This is a genomic window from Leisingera sp. ABM4_060 (genome assembly GCF_056158765.1).
Genome location: NZ_JBSWTX010000001.1, coordinates 2,036,323 through 2,053,689 on the forward strand (window position 1 = coordinate 2,036,323; position 17,367 = coordinate 2,053,689).

At 65.3% G+C, this 17,367-nt stretch carries 17 protein-coding genes; 4 read left to right on the top strand and 13 right to left on the bottom strand.

What is annotated here, in order from left to right; genetic code table 11:
- Positions 1-11: 11 nt before the first annotated feature.
- The 4 genes from ACXAEH_RS10095 to ACXAEH_RS10110 all read left to right on the top strand — a co-directional run bounded on the left by ACXAEH_RS10095 (position 12) and on the right by ACXAEH_RS10110 (position 4,263).
- Positions 12-479, top strand: a complete 468-nt coding sequence (locus ACXAEH_RS10095; protein WP_475032462.1) for a hypothetical protein — start codon at positions 12-14, stop codon at positions 477-479.
- A 196-nt stretch (positions 480-675) separates the two neighbouring features.
- Entirely contained in the window at positions 676-3,093 is a 2,418-nt protein-coding gene (locus ACXAEH_RS10100; protein ID WP_475032463.1) for a ligase-associated DNA damage response DEXH box helicase, read from the top strand.
- 37 nt (positions 3,094-3,130) lie between these two features.
- Positions 3,131-3,781 (top strand): ligase-associated DNA damage response endonuclease PdeM, encoded by a 651-nt coding sequence (pdeM, locus tag ACXAEH_RS10105; protein WP_475032466.1) that lies wholly within the window; start codon positions 3,131-3,133, stop codon positions 3,779-3,781.
- A gap of 74 nt (positions 3,782-3,855) precedes the next feature.
- Positions 3,856-4,263, top strand: a complete 408-nt coding sequence (locus ACXAEH_RS10110) for a PaaI family thioesterase (protein WP_475032468.1) — start codon at positions 3,856-3,858, stop codon at positions 4,261-4,263.
- An 88-nt stretch (positions 4,264-4,351) separates the two neighbouring features.
- Here ACXAEH_RS10110 and folD read toward each other — a convergent pair whose 3' ends face one another.
- The 13 genes from folD to ybgC form a co-directional block, all read right to left on the bottom strand.
- Entirely contained in the window at positions 4,352-5,242 is an 891-nt protein-coding gene (folD, locus tag ACXAEH_RS10115) for a bifunctional methylenetetrahydrofolate dehydrogenase/methenyltetrahydrofolate cyclohydrolase FolD (protein ID WP_475032469.1), read from the bottom strand.
- Positions 5,243-5,279: 37 nt separating this feature from the next.
- On the bottom strand, positions 5,280-5,585 hold the full coding sequence (locus tag ACXAEH_RS10120) for a chorismate mutase (RefSeq protein WP_475032471.1): 306 nt from the start codon (positions 5,583-5,585) through the stop codon (positions 5,280-5,282).
- A 163-nt stretch (positions 5,586-5,748) separates the two neighbouring features.
- Complete coding sequence (locus ACXAEH_RS10125; protein WP_475032473.1) at positions 5,749-7,425, bottom strand: formate--tetrahydrofolate ligase; 1,677 nt, start codon at positions 7,423-7,425, stop codon at positions 5,749-5,751.
- Between the two features lie 187 nt (positions 7,426-7,612).
- Positions 7,613-8,188, bottom strand: a complete 576-nt coding sequence (locus tag ACXAEH_RS10130) for an MOSC domain-containing protein (RefSeq protein WP_475032475.1) — start codon at positions 8,186-8,188, stop codon at positions 7,613-7,615.
- 265 nt (positions 8,189-8,453) lie between these two features.
- On the bottom strand, positions 8,454-10,367 hold the full coding sequence (ftsH, locus tag ACXAEH_RS10135; RefSeq protein WP_039124231.1) for an ATP-dependent zinc metalloprotease FtsH: 1,914 nt from the start codon (positions 10,365-10,367) through the stop codon (positions 8,454-8,456).
- A gap of 78 nt (positions 10,368-10,445) precedes the next feature.
- Positions 10,446-11,696, bottom strand: coding sequence for a tRNA lysidine(34) synthetase TilS (tilS, locus tag ACXAEH_RS10140; protein ID WP_475032476.1), 1,251 nt, complete (start codon positions 11,694-11,696; stop codon positions 10,446-10,448).
- Positions 11,693-12,547: a tol-pal system protein YbgF gene (gene ybgF, locus ACXAEH_RS10145; RefSeq protein ID WP_475032477.1), complete on the bottom strand. Its 855-nt coding sequence runs from the start codon at positions 12,545-12,547 to the stop codon at positions 11,693-11,695. Before ybgF ends, tilS begins: the two co-directional genes overlap by 4 nt.
- Positions 12,548-12,551: 4 nt before the next feature.
- On the bottom strand, positions 12,552-13,058 hold the full coding sequence (gene pal / locus ACXAEH_RS10150) for a peptidoglycan-associated lipoprotein Pal (RefSeq protein WP_475032479.1): 507 nt from the start codon (positions 13,056-13,058) through the stop codon (positions 12,552-12,554).
- A gap of 92 nt (positions 13,059-13,150) precedes the next feature.
- Positions 13,151-14,476, bottom strand: a complete 1,326-nt coding sequence (gene tolB, locus ACXAEH_RS10155; protein ID WP_475032480.1) for a Tol-Pal system beta propeller repeat protein TolB — start codon at positions 14,474-14,476, stop codon at positions 13,151-13,153.
- Positions 14,473-15,615, bottom strand: a complete 1,143-nt coding sequence (locus ACXAEH_RS10160; RefSeq protein WP_475032481.1) for an energy transducer TonB — start codon at positions 15,613-15,615, stop codon at positions 14,473-14,475. Before ACXAEH_RS10160 ends, tolB begins: the two co-directional genes overlap by 4 nt.
- Positions 15,616-15,630: 15 nt before the next feature.
- Positions 15,631-16,122, bottom strand: coding sequence for a protein TolR (gene tolR / locus ACXAEH_RS10165; RefSeq protein ID WP_475032482.1), 492 nt, complete (start codon positions 16,120-16,122; stop codon positions 15,631-15,633).
- A gap of 3 nt (positions 16,123-16,125) precedes the next feature.
- On the bottom strand, positions 16,126-16,821 hold the full coding sequence (gene tolQ, locus ACXAEH_RS10170) for a protein TolQ (RefSeq protein ID WP_475032484.1): 696 nt from the start codon (positions 16,819-16,821) through the stop codon (positions 16,126-16,128).
- Between the two features lie 93 nt (positions 16,822-16,914).
- Positions 16,915-17,310, bottom strand: coding sequence for a tol-pal system-associated acyl-CoA thioesterase (gene ybgC, locus ACXAEH_RS10175; protein WP_475032485.1), 396 nt, complete (start codon positions 17,308-17,310; stop codon positions 16,915-16,917).
- Between the last annotated feature and the right edge of the window lie 57 nt (positions 17,311-17,367).

The following is a 17,367-nucleotide window of genomic DNA, read 5'->3' on the forward strand; positions in this document are numbered from 1 at the left end:
CACGGCAGCGAATGGCTGCACGGCTGGAGGCTGCGGGTTTCAACGAAACCAGCGAGCGGCGGCACGAGATCCGTGTCAGCCACTGTTCAATCACCACCTACGTCTATGAAGAGTGGGAAGACCACGGCAAGGTGCTGTGGTCCTCCTTTCTGTTCAACCTCAAGGATCTGGAATTGCCGGACCCGCAACAGGACGGGCGCCGCTACATCTGGATACCGGAGTTCTCCAACGGCAAGGGCGCCGCCCTGATGCCCTTCGGCATGGCCGAAGGAGCGGTGGCCCGCCACGAGATGGCGGTGCGGCGGGATCCAAAACCGCCGCACCGGCCGTCGCCGCGGCAGGGGCCGGACAGCTATGTCTACAAGGACAAGACCAGTTTTTTCATCTTGCACCAAGAGCAGGCAGAGCCTGAGCAGGCCAGCCTGTTTATCTCGCTGCTGGAGCAGTACCGTTTGGAATTCTGCCTTCCCATCAGCTGACGCAGTGCCCGCCGCTCCCGCCCGTCGTCCACCTGTTCTGCGAACAGATTTCCGCCCGTTGGGCGTGGCACCGCGCCTTGGCGCGGTGCCACGCCCAAGGCCGCCAATGGGGTCCGGCGCCAGCCGGAGCCTATGCGGGCGCGGGAGGGTTCCTGCCGCGATTGGCAGAGCGCTGCGGCTGGATTAGACAGGGAGCATGCCGCCGCTGCCTGAGATCATCACCAACTGGTTCACCTCCAAAGGCTGGACCATCCATCCGCATCAGCACGCCATGCTGGAGCGGGCTTGCGCCCCCTGCACCCTGCTGATCGCCCCGACCGGCGGCGGCAAGACCATGGCCGGTTTCCTGCCCACTTTGGCGGAGCTGGCAGACGGCAGCCACGACGGGCTGCACACGCTCTATGTCTCGCCGCTCAAGGCGCTGGCTGCGGACATCAAGCGCAACCTGCGCACGCCGGTTGAAGAAATGGGCCTGCCCGTGCGCATCGACGACCGCACCGGCGACACGCCCGCCTCCCGCAAGAGGCGCCAGCGCGCCGACCCGCCGCATATCCTGCTGACGACGCCGGAAAGCCTGGCGCTGCTCACCTCCTACGAGGACGCCGCCCGGACCTTCAAAGGGCTGAAACGGGTGGTGGTGGACGAGATCCACGCCCTCGCCGAAAGCAAGCGCGGCGACCAGCTGATGCTGGCGCTGGCGCGGCTGCAGACGCTGTGCCCGGATCTGCGCCGGGTGGGGCTGTCGGCCACGGTGGACGACCCGCAGGCCATCGCCGGCTACCTGGCCCGCCACCCGGACCCCTGCGGTATCGTGCTGGCCGACCCCGGCCCGGCGCCGGACATCCGGATGCTGGAGACAGAAGAGGCTCCACCTTGGGCCGGCGGCGGCGCGGCCTATGCGATCCCGGCAGTGATGGAGCAGATCAAGGCGCACAAGACCACGCTGATCTTCCACAACACCCGCGCCCAGGCAGAGATCTTCTTCCGCAATCTCTGGCTCGCCAACGCGGGGGCCTTACCCATCGGCATCCACCACGGCTCGCTTGACCGGGTCCAGCGGGAACGGGTCGAGGCGGCGATGGTCCGGGGAGAGCTGCGCGCCATCGTCTGCACCGGTTCACTGGACCTCGGCATAGACTGGGGCGACGTGGATCTGGTGATCCAGATCGGCGCGCCGAAAAACGTGAAACGCCTGGTCCAGCGCATCGGCCGCGCCAACCACCGCTACAACGCCCCGTCCAAGGCGCTCTTGGTGCCTGCCAACCGGTTCGAGGTGGTCGAATGCCGCGCCGCCCTGGAAGCCGTGCGCGCAGGCGATCTGGATGGTGATCCGCGCAGCGCAGGCCCCCGGGATGTTTTGTGCCAGCACATTCTGATTGCCGCCTGCGCCGGCCCCTTTGACTCGGATGACCTTTATGCGGAGATGACACGGGCCGGTGCCTACGCCACCCTGACCCGCGCCGCGTTTGATGCCTGTCTCGAGTTCTGCGCCACCGGCGGCTATGCGCTGAAAGCTTATGATCAGTGGCAGCGGCTGCTGCAACGCCCGGATGGAAAGTGGCAGCTGCGCGACCCGCGCGCCGCACAGCGCATCCGCATGAACCTTGGCACCATCCAGGACGCCGACCTGATCAAGGTCCGCCTGAAGCGCAGCCGCGGCGGCAAACCATTGGGCGAGGTGGAGGAAGCCTTTGCCGCCACCCTCACCCCTGGCGACACCTTCCTGATCGGCGGCCAGACCGTGCGCTATGAAGGCCTGCGCGAAATGACCGTTGAGGTCACCCGCAACCCCGGCAAGAAGCCCAAGATCGCAGTATTCTCCGGCACCAAATTCGCCACCTCCACCCAGCTCAGCGCCCGCATTCTGGAGATGTTCAAACAGGACAGCTGGCCTGCCCTGCCCCGCCATACGGCGGATTGGCTGGCGCTGCAGCGCGAAGTTTCCGAACTTCCCCGCTCAGGGTCCCTTCTGATCGAGAGCTTCCCGCATAACAGCCGCGAACACATATGCATCTACGGCTTTGCCGGCCGCAACGCCCAGCAGACCCTGGGCCTCTTGCTGACCAAACGGATGGAGGAACTGGACCTTGACCCCTTGGGCTTTGTTGCCACCGATTACGCCACCCTGATCTGGGGTCTGCAAGAGGTCACCGACCCCGCGCCCCTGTTCGACCCGGATGCCCTGCATGACGGGCTGGAGGGCTGGCTGGCCGGCAATGCGGTGATGAAACGCGCCTTCCGCGGTGCGGCCACCATCGCGGGCCTCATTGAACGCAACACGCCGGGCGCACGCAAGAACGGGCGGCAGGCGACGTTCTCCTCCGATATCCTTTATGACACGCTGCGCAAGTACGACCCTGATCACCTGCTGATAGGCATCACCCGCGAGGAAGCCCTGCGCGGGCTGGTCGACTTCGGCCGCATCGACGAGATGCTGGAGCGGATCGGCGGCCACATCACGCTCCGCCGGCTGGAGCGTATTTCCCCCCTCGCTGCCCCCTTGCTGCTGGAAGTTGGCAAAGTCCCGGTCAAAGGTGCGGCAGAGGAGAAACTGCTGCAGCAGGAGGCCGCGGCGCTGATGCAGCGATCCGGGCTGGACAATCTGCCGCAATAGCCCTTGCCAGCCCGGCTGTGACAGATAAACCCAAGCCATGGCCGGATATGACTTCACTCTCGCAGGCGCTCGCCTCACAGCTCTTGGCTCCGGTGCGCTCTGGTGGACCGCAGAGCGCCTGCTCTGCGTCTCTGACCTGCACTTGGGCAAATCCGAGCGCCACATCCGGCGCGGCGGAACCGCCTTGCCGCCTTATGAGACGCGGGACACGCTTGTCCGCCTCGCCGAACTCGTGTCTGCCCTGCAGCCGGACACGGTGGTCTGCCTTGGCGACAGTTTCGACGATGACGCCGCCTCGCAGGCCTTGCCGGATGCCGAGCATTCCCAGCTGGCCGCGCTGATGCGGAACCGACGCTGGATCTGGATCACCGGCAACCACGATCCCGTGCCTGCGGATCTGGGCGGCGAGCAGATGGCAGAGCTGCATCTTCCCTCCCTCACCTTCCGCCATATCGCCGATCCTGCGGCAACAGCAGAGGTCTCCGGCCACTACCACCCCAAGGCGCGCATGCGCAGCACTTCCCGCCCCTGTTTCCTGCTGGACAGGTCCCGGCTGATCCTGCCTGCCTTCGGCACCTACACAGGCGGCTTGCGCAGCACCAACTCCGCGCTCACCGCGCTGATGGCACCTGACGCGCTGGCCATCCTGACCGGCCCGCAGGTGCTGCCGGTGCCAATGCCCCGCTAAGTGGCGCAGCGTCACAGGCCCATGGCGGCCATGCCTTCACTATGCTGGCATTCAACAGCAGAAGGACAGATGTGATGGACAACCGCATCCGCAGCAGTTTCGCCAAACAAAGCATGATGCAGACCCTGGGTGCGGAAATCGCCAGTGTCGCGCCGGGCGAAGTGGTGATCACCGCCCCTATTCTGCCCGGCAGCCGCCAGCAGCACGATGTGGCCCATGCCGCGCTCAGCTTTGCCATCGGCGACACCGCGGCGGGCTACGCGGCGCTCACAATGATGCCGGAGGACAGCGAAGTGATGACAGCGGAAATGAAGATCAACCTGCTGGCCCCTGGTGCAGGGGACTATCTGCGGGCCACCGGCAAGGTGATCAAGCCCGGCCGGCGCCTGGTGATCGTCACGGCAGAGGTCCATGCGGTGACGGGCGAAGAGGGAAAGCTGGTTGCCCTCCTGCAAGGCACCATGGTGCCTGTCTCCGCTTAAACGCCCCTCATTTCATCTTTCCAAAAAAATACTCCCGCCGGGGCCGCCCGGCGGGAGCAAATCTGTTCGAAGCTCAGCGTTCTGCGCTTCAGGCGGTGAGGCCTTCGGGCTCGGCCAGGTTGTTGGCGCGGCAGCAGGCGGTGACGGTGTTGGCCAGAAGGCAAGCGATGGTCATCGGGCCGACGCCGCCGGGGACCGGGGTGATGGCGCCGGCGCGTTCCGCCGCGGAAGCGAAGTCGACGTCGCCGACCAGCACGTTCTTGCCGTCGCGCTCAATGCGGTTGATGCCCACGTCAATCACCGTGGCGCCTTCCTTGATCCAGTCGCCCGGCACCATCTCCGGACGGCCCACCGCCGCCACCACGATGTCGGCGCGGCGCACCACTTCGGGCAGGTCCTTGGTGCGGCTGTGCGCGATGGTCACGGTGCAGCTGTCGCCCAAGAGGAGCTGCGCCATCGGCTTGCCGACGATGTTGGAGCGGCCGATCACAACCGCATCCATGCCGGAGAGGCTCCCGTGGTGGTCGCGCAGCATCATCAGGCAGCCCAGCGGCGTGCAGGGCACCATCGATTTCTGCCCCGTTCCCAGAAGGCCGACGTTGGAGATGTGGAAGCCGTCCACGTCCTTCTCCGGCGCGATCGAGTTGATCACCAGATCCTCGTCCAGGTGTTTCGGCAGCGGCAGCTGCACCAGGATGCCATGGACGGATGCGTCGTTGTTCAGCTGGTCGATCAGCGCCAGCAGGTCGGCTTCCGAGGTGTCCGCCTCCAGCTTGTGCTCATAGGAGTTCATGCCGACCTCGACGGTCTGCTTGCCCTTGGAGCGCACGTACACTTGCGACGCCGGGTCCTCGCCGACCAGAACCACCGCCAGGCCGGGGGTGATGCCGTTTTCCTCTTTCAGCCGCGCCACATGCTCGGCCACCTGGCCGCGCACCTTGGCCGCAAAGGCCTTGCCGTCAATCAGAGTTGCTGCCATTTGATCTCTTCCTTTTTGCCGCAGGCCGGAAGCCTGCCTATTCTTCGCGGATCACCCGCGCCTCGCGGGCAATCGACCAGTCCACCAGCTGCCGCCACAGGTCTTCGATCAGATCGGGGTCCAGCCCCTCCCCTTGCGCGGCGGCGCGGGCATTCATGACCACTTCCTCAACCCGGCTAGGGATCCGCGCCGGCCAGCCATTGAGCTGCTTCAGTTCGGTGGCCCGGTCGATATAGCCGGCGCGGACGGCCAGCAGGGCGATCAGGTCCCGGTCGAGCCGGTCAATCTGGGCCCGCACCTCTGCCATCGACTGGCAGTCCTGCGGCGGTGTTTCTGTGCTCATGCGTCAGAACCTCGGCTTTCATTGCTTTGGGCCATGTGAGGTTCTGACCATTTTTGGCGGGCGCGCAATTGATTCCGAAAACCGGTTCCCACTTTTCGGATTGCGCTTGAAACTCTTGCGGCCCGGGGTGCTCCCCCGGGCCGCAAAAAGCGCATTTTGCGTCTTAGAACAAGCCTTCGATCTGGCCGTCCTCGTTCAGGCGGATGGTTTCCGCCGCCGGTTTGCGCGGCAGGCCCGGCATGGTCATGATCTCGCCGCAGACCGCAACGATGAAGCCGGCGCCTGCAGACAGGCGGACTTCCCGCACCGGCACCGAATGGCCGGTGGGCGCACCGCGCAAGCTCGGATCGGTCGAGAAGGAGTACTGGGTCTTCGCCATGCAGACCGGCAGGTTGCCGTAGCCCGCGTCTTCCCATTCCTTCAGCTGGTTGCGGATCTTGTTGTCCGCCAGCACCTCGTCGGCGCGGTAGATGCGCTTGGCGATGGTTTCGATCTTCTCGAACAGCGGCATGTCGTCCGGGTAGATCGGCGCGAAGTTGGCGGTGCCGGCATCGACGATCTCGACAACTTTCTCGGCCAGCGGCGCAGAGCCTTCCGAGCCCAGCTCCCAGTGGCGCGACAGCACTGCTTCGACACCGTGGCTGGCGCAATAGTCCTTCACCGCCTGCACTTCGGCATCGGTGTCGGTCACGAAGTGGTTGATCGCAACCACAACCGGCACGCCGAAGGATTTGACGTTCTCGATGTGGCGGCCGAGGTTGGCACAGCCCGAGTTCACCGCGTCGACGTTCTCGGCACCGAGATCCGCCTTGGCCACGCCGCCGTTCATCTTCATCGCGCGCACGGTGGCCACCAGCACAACCGCGGAGGGTGCGATGCCTGCCTTGCGGCATTTGATGTTCATGAACTTCTCGGCACCGAGGTCAGCGCCGAAGCCCGCTTCGGTCACGACATAGTCAGCCACTTTCAGCGCGGTCTTGGTGGCGATCACCGAGTTGCAGCCGTGCGCGATGTTGGCGAACGGGCCGCCGTGCACGAAGGCCGGGTTGTTTTCCAGGGTCTGCACCAGGTTCGGCTGCATTGCGTCCTTCAGCAGAACGGTCATGGCGCCTTCTGCCTTGATGTCGCGGCAGTAGACCGGGGTCTTGTCGCGGCGGTAGGCCACGATGATGTCGCCCAGGCGCTTTTCCAGGTCCTTGAGGTCGTTCGCCAGGCACAGGATCGCCATGACTTCCGAGGCCACGGTGATGTCAAAGCCGGCTTCGCGCGGGAAGCCGTTGGAGACGCCGCCCAGCGAGGCGGTGATGGTGCGCAGGGCGCGGTCGTTCATGTCCACAACCCGGCGCCAGGCGACGCGGCGGGTGTCGATGTCGCACTCATTGCCCCAGTAGATGTGGTTGTCGATCATTGCCGACAGCAGCGAGTGGGCCGAGGTGATGGCGTGGAAGTCGCCGGTGAAGTGGAGGTTCATCTCCTCCATCGGCACGACCTGTGCATAGCCGCCGCCTGCAGCGCCGCCCTTCATGCCGAAGTTCGGGCCGAGCGATGCCTCACGGATACAGATCATCGCGTTCTTGCCGATCCGGTTCAGACCGTCGCCCAGGCCCACGGTGGTGGTGGTCTTGCCTTCGCCCGCCGGCGTCGGGTTGATCGCGGTCACCAGGATCAGCTTGCCGTCTTCCTTGTCCTGAACGGAGTTGATGAACGCCTGGCTCACCTTCGCCTTGTCGTGGCCGTAGGGCAGCAGATCGTCATTCGAAATCCCGATCTTCGCACCAATCTCCTGGATCGGCTTCTTCTGCGCTTCACGCGCAATCTCAATGTCACTCTTGTAGCTCATGGCAAGATTCCTGCTGAGTTTGCATACAATCGCCGGCACAGAATGCCGGGTTGGCGGTAGATTTAGCCAATCCGCGGCAAAACACGCGCGTGATTTCCGACATTATCCTGCCCCGAAGCGGCGCAGAGCCCCTCCGGTGTTTCCCGCCAGCCCCTTAAAGGAAACTCATTTCCCTGCAGAAGGGAATTCATGGCTTCCAGGAACGTTGATCCGGAACAAAGAGAGACAATTTTTCCCCCAGCAACAGCGCGCCGGGCCGTTCCACCCAGGCAGTGATTCCCCGGCGGTTCTGCGCTGCGGGCTTAAAGCGGGCGCCAAGGCCGGAGTGGTCCTTTTCGATCTCGCGCCCCGGCAGAACACAGGGGCGGTTCTCCATATCCACCGTGAGGGTCACTCCGTCCGGCCCCTGCAGCCGCGAGGACGGCGGCACAAAGGTAAAGTCCGGAATGCCCCGCAGAACAATGGTGGCCCCCAGATGCACCGGGTCGATCCGCTCCATATCCATGTCCGCGGCAATCCGAGCCAGTTCCTCTTCCGACAGGATGGTGATCTGGCGCACGTTGCGGATTTCGGTGCCCTCCGGATAGAGATTGCGCACCCGCACGCAAGATGCGCGGTTTTCGCCCACATGGCGCTCCCCCGCGATGCCGCCGAAGCCCAGCTGCAGACAGTCCGACGGCACAGACTGCAGCCCGCTCCCTGCCGGGACATGGCCCAGCCACGTTATCTCGCCCTTGAAACCGCTGTCGCGCAATACCGGCATGACCGTCCTCCCTGCTGTCCTCAGTCACGGCAAAAAGGACGGTACACGCTTTCGTCCCGGGTGCCAGCGGAAACCGGCAAGCGGAGGAAACACCCTGGCCAGCAGGGGCATCGCAGGCGCACCGCGCCTGCGGATCGGATCGCAAGGCGATCCGATCCGGGCGGGGGCCGCGGCGGGCAGCAGCGCTGCCCGCCGCGGCCCCCGCCCCCCTGAAACACGAAACGCCCCGGTTTCCCAGGGCGTTTCAGGTCTCTCAGATATGGTTTCAGGCCGTCGGCTCAGGCTCCATGCCGCCTTCCGGCGGGGACTTCTTCGGCTTGGCCTTCGGGATTGCCGTGACCGAGGCATTGCCCTGGTCCTCGTTGCCGTCCTCATCGTCACCCGCCTGCGGCGGCTCGCCGTTCATGACACGCTTGATCTCGTCGCCGGTCAGCGTCTCGTACTCCAGCAGGCCCTGCGCCAGGCGCTCCCACTCCTCGTGATGCTCTGTCAGGATCTGGTGGGCACGGTCATAGCCTTCCTGGATGAAGCCTTTGACCTCTTCCTCGATCAGCTCCTTGGTATGGGCCGAAACCGAGAAACCGGCGGTGTTGCCCGAGTAGCCCTCATGCGCTTCGGCATAGTCGATGTTGCCGACCTTGTCCGACATGCCCCAGCGCATCACCATGGCACGGGCCAGCTGGCTGGCCTGCTGGATGTCGCCAGCGGGACCGTTGGAGACATGATCTTCACCGTATTTGATCACTTCCGCAGCCTTGCCCGCCATGGTCATAGCCAGCTTCTGCTGGCATTCGTCGCGGTGCCAGTTCAGCCGGTCCATTTCCGGCAGCGACACCACCATGCCCAGCGCGCCGCCGCGGGGGATGATCGTGGCCTTGTAGACCGGATCGCATTCCGGCAGCACCAGGCCGACAACCGCGTGGCCTGCTTCGTGGTAGGCGGTCTTTTCCTTCTGGTCCTGGGTCAGCACCATCGAGCGGCGCTCGGCCCCCATCATCACCTTGTCCTTGGCCGATTCGAAATCTTCCATGGTGACAAAGCGGCGGCCGACACGCGCGGCCATCAGCGCCGCCTCATTGACCAGGTTGGCCAAATCCGCCCCCGAGAAACCGGGCGTGCCGCGGGCGATGATGCGCAGGTCCACGTCGGGCCCCAGCGGGGTCTTGCGGGCGTGCACGCCAAGGATCTTTTCGCGGCCTTTGATGTCGGGGTTGCCGACGGTCACGTTGCGGTCGAAACGGCCGGGGCGCAGCAGTGCCGGGTCCAGCACGTCCTTGCGGTTGGTGGCCGCCAGGATGATGACACCCTCGTTGGCCTCAAAGCCGTCCATCTCCACCAGCAGCTGGTTCAGGGTCTGCTCGCGCTCATCGTTGCCGCCGCCATAACCGGCGCCGCGGTGGCGGCCGACAGCGTCGATTTCGTCGATGAAGACGATGCAGGGCGCGTTTTTCTTGGCCTGTTCGAACATGTCACGGACACGGCTGGCACCGACACCCACGAACATCTCGACAAAGTCGGAGCCCGAGATGGTGAAGAACGGCACCCCGGCCTCGCCTGCAATCGCACGCGCCAGCAGCGTCTTACCGGTGCCCGGAGGGCCGACCAGCAGCGCGCCCTTGGGGATCTTGCCGCCAAGGCGCGAGAATTTCTGCGGGTTGCGCAGGAATTCGACGATTTCTTCCAGCTCTTCCTTCGCCTCATCAATGCCCGCCACGTCGTCAAAAGTGACACGGCCGTGCTTCTCGGTCAGCATCTTGGCCTTGGATTTTCCGAATCCCATGGCGCCGCCTTTGCCGCCGCCCTGCATCCGGTTCATGAAATAGATCCAGACACCGATCAGCAGCAGGAAGGGCAGCAGGGTGATCAGGAAGGACTGGAAGCCCGACTGCTGCTGTTTCTCTGCCCGCACCGGAATGTCGTTCTCGATCAGCAGCGCAGTGACTTCGGCGTCGCCCGGCTTGATGGTGACATAGCTCTGACCGTCGGTGGTGGTGTAGCGGACCTGCTCGCCATCCAGTGTCACGGTGCTGACCTTGCCGGCCTCGACCGAGCTCACGAAGTCAGAAAATACCTTTTCGCGGCTCTGCATCGTGCTGCCAGAGCCGCTGAACAGATTGAACAGCGCCAGAATCAGCAGAAACAGAACAACCCAAAAGGCGATATTGCGTGCGTTGCCCAAGGAAAGCTCTCCCTATCAATGAGGCGGGCCGCGCCGGCCGCCTGCGTTGTGCTTAAAATAAGGATCATTCGGGCAGGTTCAATGCGATAAAAGGGATGCAAAGAACTCTTCTTCGCTTCCCGCCGTTTCCGTCGACCATCCATTGGCCAATCCGGCAGCCGGTGCGGCCAGAAGTTCGGTGCCGCGCCACAGGGCCGGCGTGGCCTCCAGAACCGGGCCCGGCACCCCGGAATCACGCCAGTCCGGGCAGGACAACAGGCCATGTCGGCCCAGGGCCCGCACCTCGCAACCCTTTGCGTCACCGCCAAAAAACTTCCAGCGTCTATCCCAGACCTGCCCCGGCAAGGCGGCTTCGCAGCAGACCGCCTTGTATTCGCGGCAGACCCAGATCTGTTTGGTTGTTGTCAGCAGCCGGCAGCCGGCCAAAGTGACAGAGCCGCCAGTGCGCGCCGCCAGAACCGCTTTTTCCATCGGCACCCGGCGCGGCGGATATTGGGCGCCGGAAATCCATTGGAAGGCCCGCACCAGCAGCCGGTGGCCGATTTCGCTGGGCAGGGTCCGGAATTTCCGCTGGCACAGAACCACCGCGCCCGCCTGCACATGGGCCAGGTCGCGGGCGGCCAGAAACGAATACCAGTCCAGCGCCTCGCGGGCCTTGGTCATATTGCTGGCGACCCTGGCAAACACCTCCGGTGTCAGCCCCAGGGGCGCCAGTTCCTGCAGCGCCCGGCGCATCCGCACCCGCTCGAATCTGCGGTCCTCGTTGCTGGGATCCTCGGCCCAGCCGACACCCCGGCTTTCCAGGTAGTGCCGCAGCTCGGCCCGGGTCACCTCCAGCAGCGGCCGCAGCAGCGTCACACCATTGTGGGTGCGGCGCTCCGCCATGCCGGACAACCCGGTCACGCCCGAGGACCGCGCCATCCGCATCAGCACCGTCTCTGCCTGATCGTCGGCAGTATGACCAAGCGCCAGCACCGGGATTTCGTGGCGCCGCGCCCAGGCGGTCAGCAAGCCGTAGCGCGCCTCGCGGGCCTGATTCTGCAGGTTGCCTTCGCGCGGTCCGATCTCCCATTTGAGCACTTCGTGGCCAACGCCCAGCCGGGCTGCCGCCGCGGCCGCAGCCCTGGCCTCTTCCGCGGCTTCCGGCCGCAGGCCATGATCCACGGTCGCCGCCTGCAGCTGCACCTCAGTGCCGAAACACTCATGCAGCAGATGCAGCAGCGCCATCGAATCGCCGCCGCCGGACAGGGCTATGCCCACTTTATCTGGCAGTGCCGCGCGGAACTGCTTGCACACCAGCGCCTTGATATCGCGCTGTGCGGGTGTCAAGAACAGCCCAGCTTGGCCATTTCGGCCCTGGCCTCCGTCTCCGGGCCGGCACCGGGGAAGCGCACTCCAACCTCCGAAAGCGTTACACAGGCCTGATCGGTCTGCCCCAGCCGCCCCAAGGCCGCCCCCAGTTCAAACAGCGCCTTGGGCGCAACCGGGCCGGACGAATTGCCGGTAAAGGCCGCCAGGTAAGCCCGCGCCGCTTCGCGGGTGTCGCCCAGCCCGTCCAGCGCCTTGCCCCGGCTGAACTCGGCTTGCGAGGCCAGCGGGCTGCCCGGATAGGCCTGGTTGAACGCCGCAAACTTCTCAGCTGCGTCCTGATAGAGCCCTTCTGTCAGCAGTTTCTCGGCAGCCTCGAAATCCGCCTGCTCGCCGATTGCCAGCTCGCCGCCGGTGTCCGCTTGCCCGCCGGTTGCCCCGCCGGTCAAACCGCCGCCGGTTTCGCCAATGACTGCCCCCGCCTCGGGCAGTTCACCGCCGCCCAGCGTCGTGGTTTCGCCCAGAGCGCCAATGTCACCACCCTCCAGCTCCACCAGGCGGAACTCCAGATCGCCGATCCGGTTGGTCCCGTCGGTCACGATCCGGTCGATCCGGTGGCCCAGTTCCTCGGTCTGCAAGGTCAGCCGCTGAAGCTCAGTCTCGATCGCGCCGACCCGGTCCAGCACCGTGTTGCCCGACGCATCGGCCGAAGGTGCGCCGGTGGTCGACAGCTCCCGCTTGAGGCGCTGGATCTCGACATGCAGGACGGTCAGTTCCTGACGGATATCCGCCAATGTCTGCTGGTCCTGCGCCGCCAGCGGCAGCGGCAGCAGCAGGACAGAAGCCAGAAGGGCGGTGCGCAGGCGTTTCATGGCGTTACCCCGTCAGACCGCCGGCCAGCACGGTGACCGCGCGGCGGTTCTTGGAATAGCAGGTCTCGTCCGAGCAGATCTCCAGCGGGCGTTCCTTGCCAAAGCTCACCACCTTGATGCGGCTGCCCGCAATCCCTTGGGAAATCAGGTATTCCCGGGCCGCATTGGCGCGTTTCGCCCCCAGGCCGAGGTTGTATTCGCGGGTGCCCTGTTCATCGGCATGGCCTTCTATGGTGACCACGTAATCCGCATTCTGCGCCAGCCAGCGCGCCTGGCCCTGCAATGTTGACTGAGCAGCAGGCGACAGGTTCGACTGATCCACCGCAAACAGCACCCGGTCGCCCACGGTCTGCTGGAAATAGGCCGGGCTGGCCGGATCCAGGGCCCCTGCCCCGGCGCCTGCGCCGCCTGCCCCGGCACCGCCGTTCAGATCGTCATTCCACGGGTTGCTGCCGCACGCCGACAGCCCCAGCACGGCCACTGCCGCCATTGCCAATTTCAAACCGCTCATCTCGTCTGCCTATCCCATTCTTGTTTCTTGACCCGAAATTACCACATGACCGGGTCCGGTTCTATGCAGGTATCCCCGCCTTAACGGGCCTTTTACTGCTGCAGCGGCGACCAGGCCGGGTCTGAGGCCCCGTCCGGGGTCTTGACCGGCTTCAGATTGCGGCCGGTGATGTCCACCGAATAGAGCAGCGCCCGGCCGGTGCTGCCCTGGCTTTCACGGGTGAACATGATCACCCTTCCGTTGGGGGCCCAGGTCGGCCCCTCATCCAGGAAAGAGGCGGTCAGCAGCCGCTCCTCGCTGCCGTCGGTGCGCATCACGCCGATGTGGAACCGGCCCTTGTTCTGCTTGGTAAAGGCAATCATGTCGCCGCGCGGCGACCAGACGGGCGTGCCGTAACGCCCCTTGCCAAAACTGATCCGCCGCGCCTCGCCGCCGCCCACGGGCATCACATACAGCTGCTGGCTGCCGGAGCGGTCGCTTTCAAACACGATTTGCGCACCATCGGGCGAGAACGACGGCGCCGTCTCGATCGAGGGCGCCGAGGTCAGCCGCGTCTTGGCGCCGGTGGCGATGTCCATCGAATAGAGATCGGTATTGCCGCCCTGGGTCTGCGAATAGACCACGGTGCGCCCGTCCGGGGCAAACCGCGGCGCAAAGCTCATGATGCCGTCACCGCTCGACAGGATCTTGCGCTGCACCTTGCCCACATCCAGCACATGGATCTGCGGAAAGCCGCTTTCATAGCTGGTATAAAGCACCCGGTCGCCGGTGGGCGAGAACCGCGGCGCCAGCACGATGGCGGCACTGTTGGTCAGATACTGCACATTGGCGCCATCGTAATCCATGATCGCCAGCCGCTTGCGACGGTCGTTCTTGGGGCCGCTTTCGGAGACATAGACCACCCGGCTGTCGAAATAGCCGCTCTCGCCGGTGATCCGGCTGTAGATCGCATCCGACACCTTATGCGCCATCCGCCGCCAGCCATCGGTGGTGCCGGTGAACTGCAGCCCGGTGCCCAGCTCGTTTTCGGCAAAGACATCATAGCCGCGGAAGCGCACCGTCAGCCGGCTGCCGTTGACGCTGACTGCACCGGTGATCAGCGCCTGGGCGTTGACCGCTTTCCAGTCGGCGTATTTCACCGGGTTGTCGAAGCCCGTCACCTTGGAGATATGGGCGCTGGCGGGCACTTCCCGGAACAGGCCTGTGCCGCTCAGATCCGATGCAATCACCCGGGCAATCTGCCTCGCGACCTCTGATGCGGCAGAGGTCTCGGGGATGAAATCCGGCACCGCGTAGGGCAGCGGCTCGATCACACCCTGGTCGATTTCAATGCGCAGCGGGCCGTTCTGCGCCGCCGCGGCGCCCGCTCCGGCCAGCGCCGAAGCCCCGAACAGGAGAGCTGCCAGGAAATTCCTCATTTGATCCGCATCCTTTCCGGATTGAATGTCATCTCAATATCGCGCCATTGCGCGTATTTTTCAGGGGGAAGTTTGAAACCCCTGCTGCCGCAGCGGATAATCGCCCGCCGTGCGGCCTCATAAGCCTGTTTTGCCGCCGTGACCGACCCGCCAGTGCTGGACAGCATCCGGATCGAACCGCCATCCGGCTTGCCGTCCTCACTCAGCGACACGCCTACAACTACGGTTGTATTCAACGCATCCGTCGACAGCGAACCCACATTCCAGCACTGCGAGACCGCCACCCGCAGGGCATCCTTCTCACCCAATGTCAGCGGCGGGCCGGAGGGTTCCGGCGCCTCCGCATCCGCACCGCCCGCCAGCGCCTCGGCCAGCGCGTCTTCGACGGCGGACGGCGTATCTGACGGCGGTTCTTCCGCAGGCTGCTCCGGCTCGGCGGGCTGCGCCGCCTCCACAACCTCTTCCGGCTGCGGCTGAGGCCGCGCGGGGCGGGTTCTGGGCCGCAGCGAGGCCGCAGGGGCTGCCGAGGCAACCAGCTCTTCGCCCTCGTTCTCTTCGGTCACAATCCGGTCGCTGGCCTCTTCGGGCGCAGTGGCCTCCTGCACCTCCTGCTCGGTCTCGGCACCTTCCTCAGGTGCGACCTCAGGCTGCTCGATCTCGGCCACCGCCGTGTCCGGCTCCGGCCGCGCCACCGGCACCGGGGCCACCCGGTCCGACGGTCGCTGCTGCGCCTCCGGGGCCACCTGCGGCACCAGCGAAGGCACTTCAGGTTCTTCCACCGCGGACGGCAGCTCAACCGGCACCTCCGGTTCGGGCTGCGGCTCCGGCAGCGCCGCCACTTGCGGGTCCGGCTCTGCCGGCGCCACCTGTTCGGGCTGTGCGACCTCGGGCTCGGGGTCGGGCTGCGGCGCAGGCTCCGGCGCGGGCTGCACTGCCTCCGGCTCATTCAGCGGCGCAGGCTCGGGCGCGACCAGCGGCGCCTGGCGCTGCTGGCTCAGCTTTTCGAACTGCTCCGCCGAAATCAGCGCCACCTGCTGCACCTCAAAGGGCAGCGGTTCGGACGGGAACCAGGCGCCAAAGACCACCCAGCCCATCAAGAGCCCGTGTCCCGCCAGCGAAATCTTGGTTCCGGTCTGCACCCTGTGCGTCCCCGCCTACTGCCCCGTGCCCTCGGACGGCTGCCCGTTCAGCGCCGGGCCGCCGGTATCGGTCACCAGCCCCACGTTGGAGAAGCCGCCGGCATTGAGCGCACCCATCACCTGCATCACTTGCGAATAGGCAATCTTGCCGTCCGCCCGCAGAAACACCCGGTCCGAGGACCGCTCGGCTGCGATGGCCTGCAGCCGGGGCACCAGCTCGTCACGGGCCACCGGCGTGGTCTGGATTTCCACCCCGCCTGCCGCGGTCATGGTCACGGTAAGCGGCTCCTCATCATCGCCGGGCAAGGCGCCGGCAGCCGTCTTGGGCAGCTCCACCGGCACGCCAACTGTCATCAGGGGTGCCGCCACCATGAAGATGATCAGCAGCACCAGCATCACATCCACAAAGGGCGTCACGTTGATTTCCGACATCGGACGCCCGCCGCGGCGGCGGCGTCCCCGGCGGCGGTTGCCGCCGCCTTGCGGCTGCTGGACTGCGGCCCCCATGGCTCAGGCGTCCAGCTGGCGGCTGAGAATGGTGGCGAACTCATCGGCAAAGGCCTCGTAGCCGCCGATGATACGGTCGCTGTCCGCGCTCAGCTTGTTGTAAAAGACAACTGCCGGGATTGCCGCCAGCAGGCCCAGGCCGGTCGCCATCAGCGCTTCGGCAATGCCCGGAGCCACCACGGCGAGGTTGGTGTTCTGCTGTTCCGCGATCTCGATGAAGGCGGTCATGATGCCCCAGACGGTGCCGAACAAGCCGACAAATGGCGCGGTCGAGCCGACGGTGGCCAGCACCGACAGCCCGCTTTGCAGCCCTTCCGTTTCCTTGGCGATGGCCACATCCATCGACCGGTCGATGCGCGCTTGCGCACCCGGGATCAGCCCGCCGTCGCTGCGGTGGCTGCGCCGCCATTCGGTCATGCCCGCAGAGAAAATCCGTGCCGCCTGGCCGGGCGGCTCCGCCCCCAGCTGGTCAAACAGCTCATCCAGCGGGTTGCCGGACCAGAAGGCGCGGTCAAACGCATCCGCCTCGCCCCGCGCCCGGCGATAGTTGATCATCTTCTGAATGATGATGCCCCAGGACCAGACCGAGGCCCCGATCAGCATCAGCATCACCAGTTTCACGGTTACGGTGGCCCGCGCGAAAAGGCCCCACATGGAGAAATCAATCTCCTGCGCCAGCGCCAGAGTTTCTGCTTCCATTCGCCTGCTCTTCGATGTCCCGGCCGTTTTTCCGGCCTTATTTGCGGCAAAGCTAGCGCAGAACAAAAGGAAAGGCCAATAAAACAGGCGGGCTCACGCCGATTGTGACCCCAGTGCGCGAATCTCTGCCGGAAGCCGGGCCGGTTTGCCGCCGGTGGTGATGCAGACAATGGTGACCTGGGCCCGGAACAGCGGCTTGCCTGCGCGCGAGACCTCCTGATTCAACACCATCCGCGCAGGCGTCACGCTGTCCAGCGTGGTGGAGACCAGCAGCTCCTCGTCGAATTTGGCGGGCGCCAGGTAGTCCGCCTCGATCCGGCGCACCACATAGATCCGCCCGGCCGCGCGCATGGCATTCTGATCAACGCCAATGCCGCGCACCCAGTCGCTGCGGGCGCGCTCAATGAAACGCAGGTAGTTGGCGTGATAGACGATCCCGCCCATGTCGGTGTCTTCGTAGTAAACCCGGACGGGGAATTGGTGGTTCATTGCCTGCTCCTCGCGCTCACCGCTGCACCCTAGAGCGCAGCGGACGCAGCTTCAACA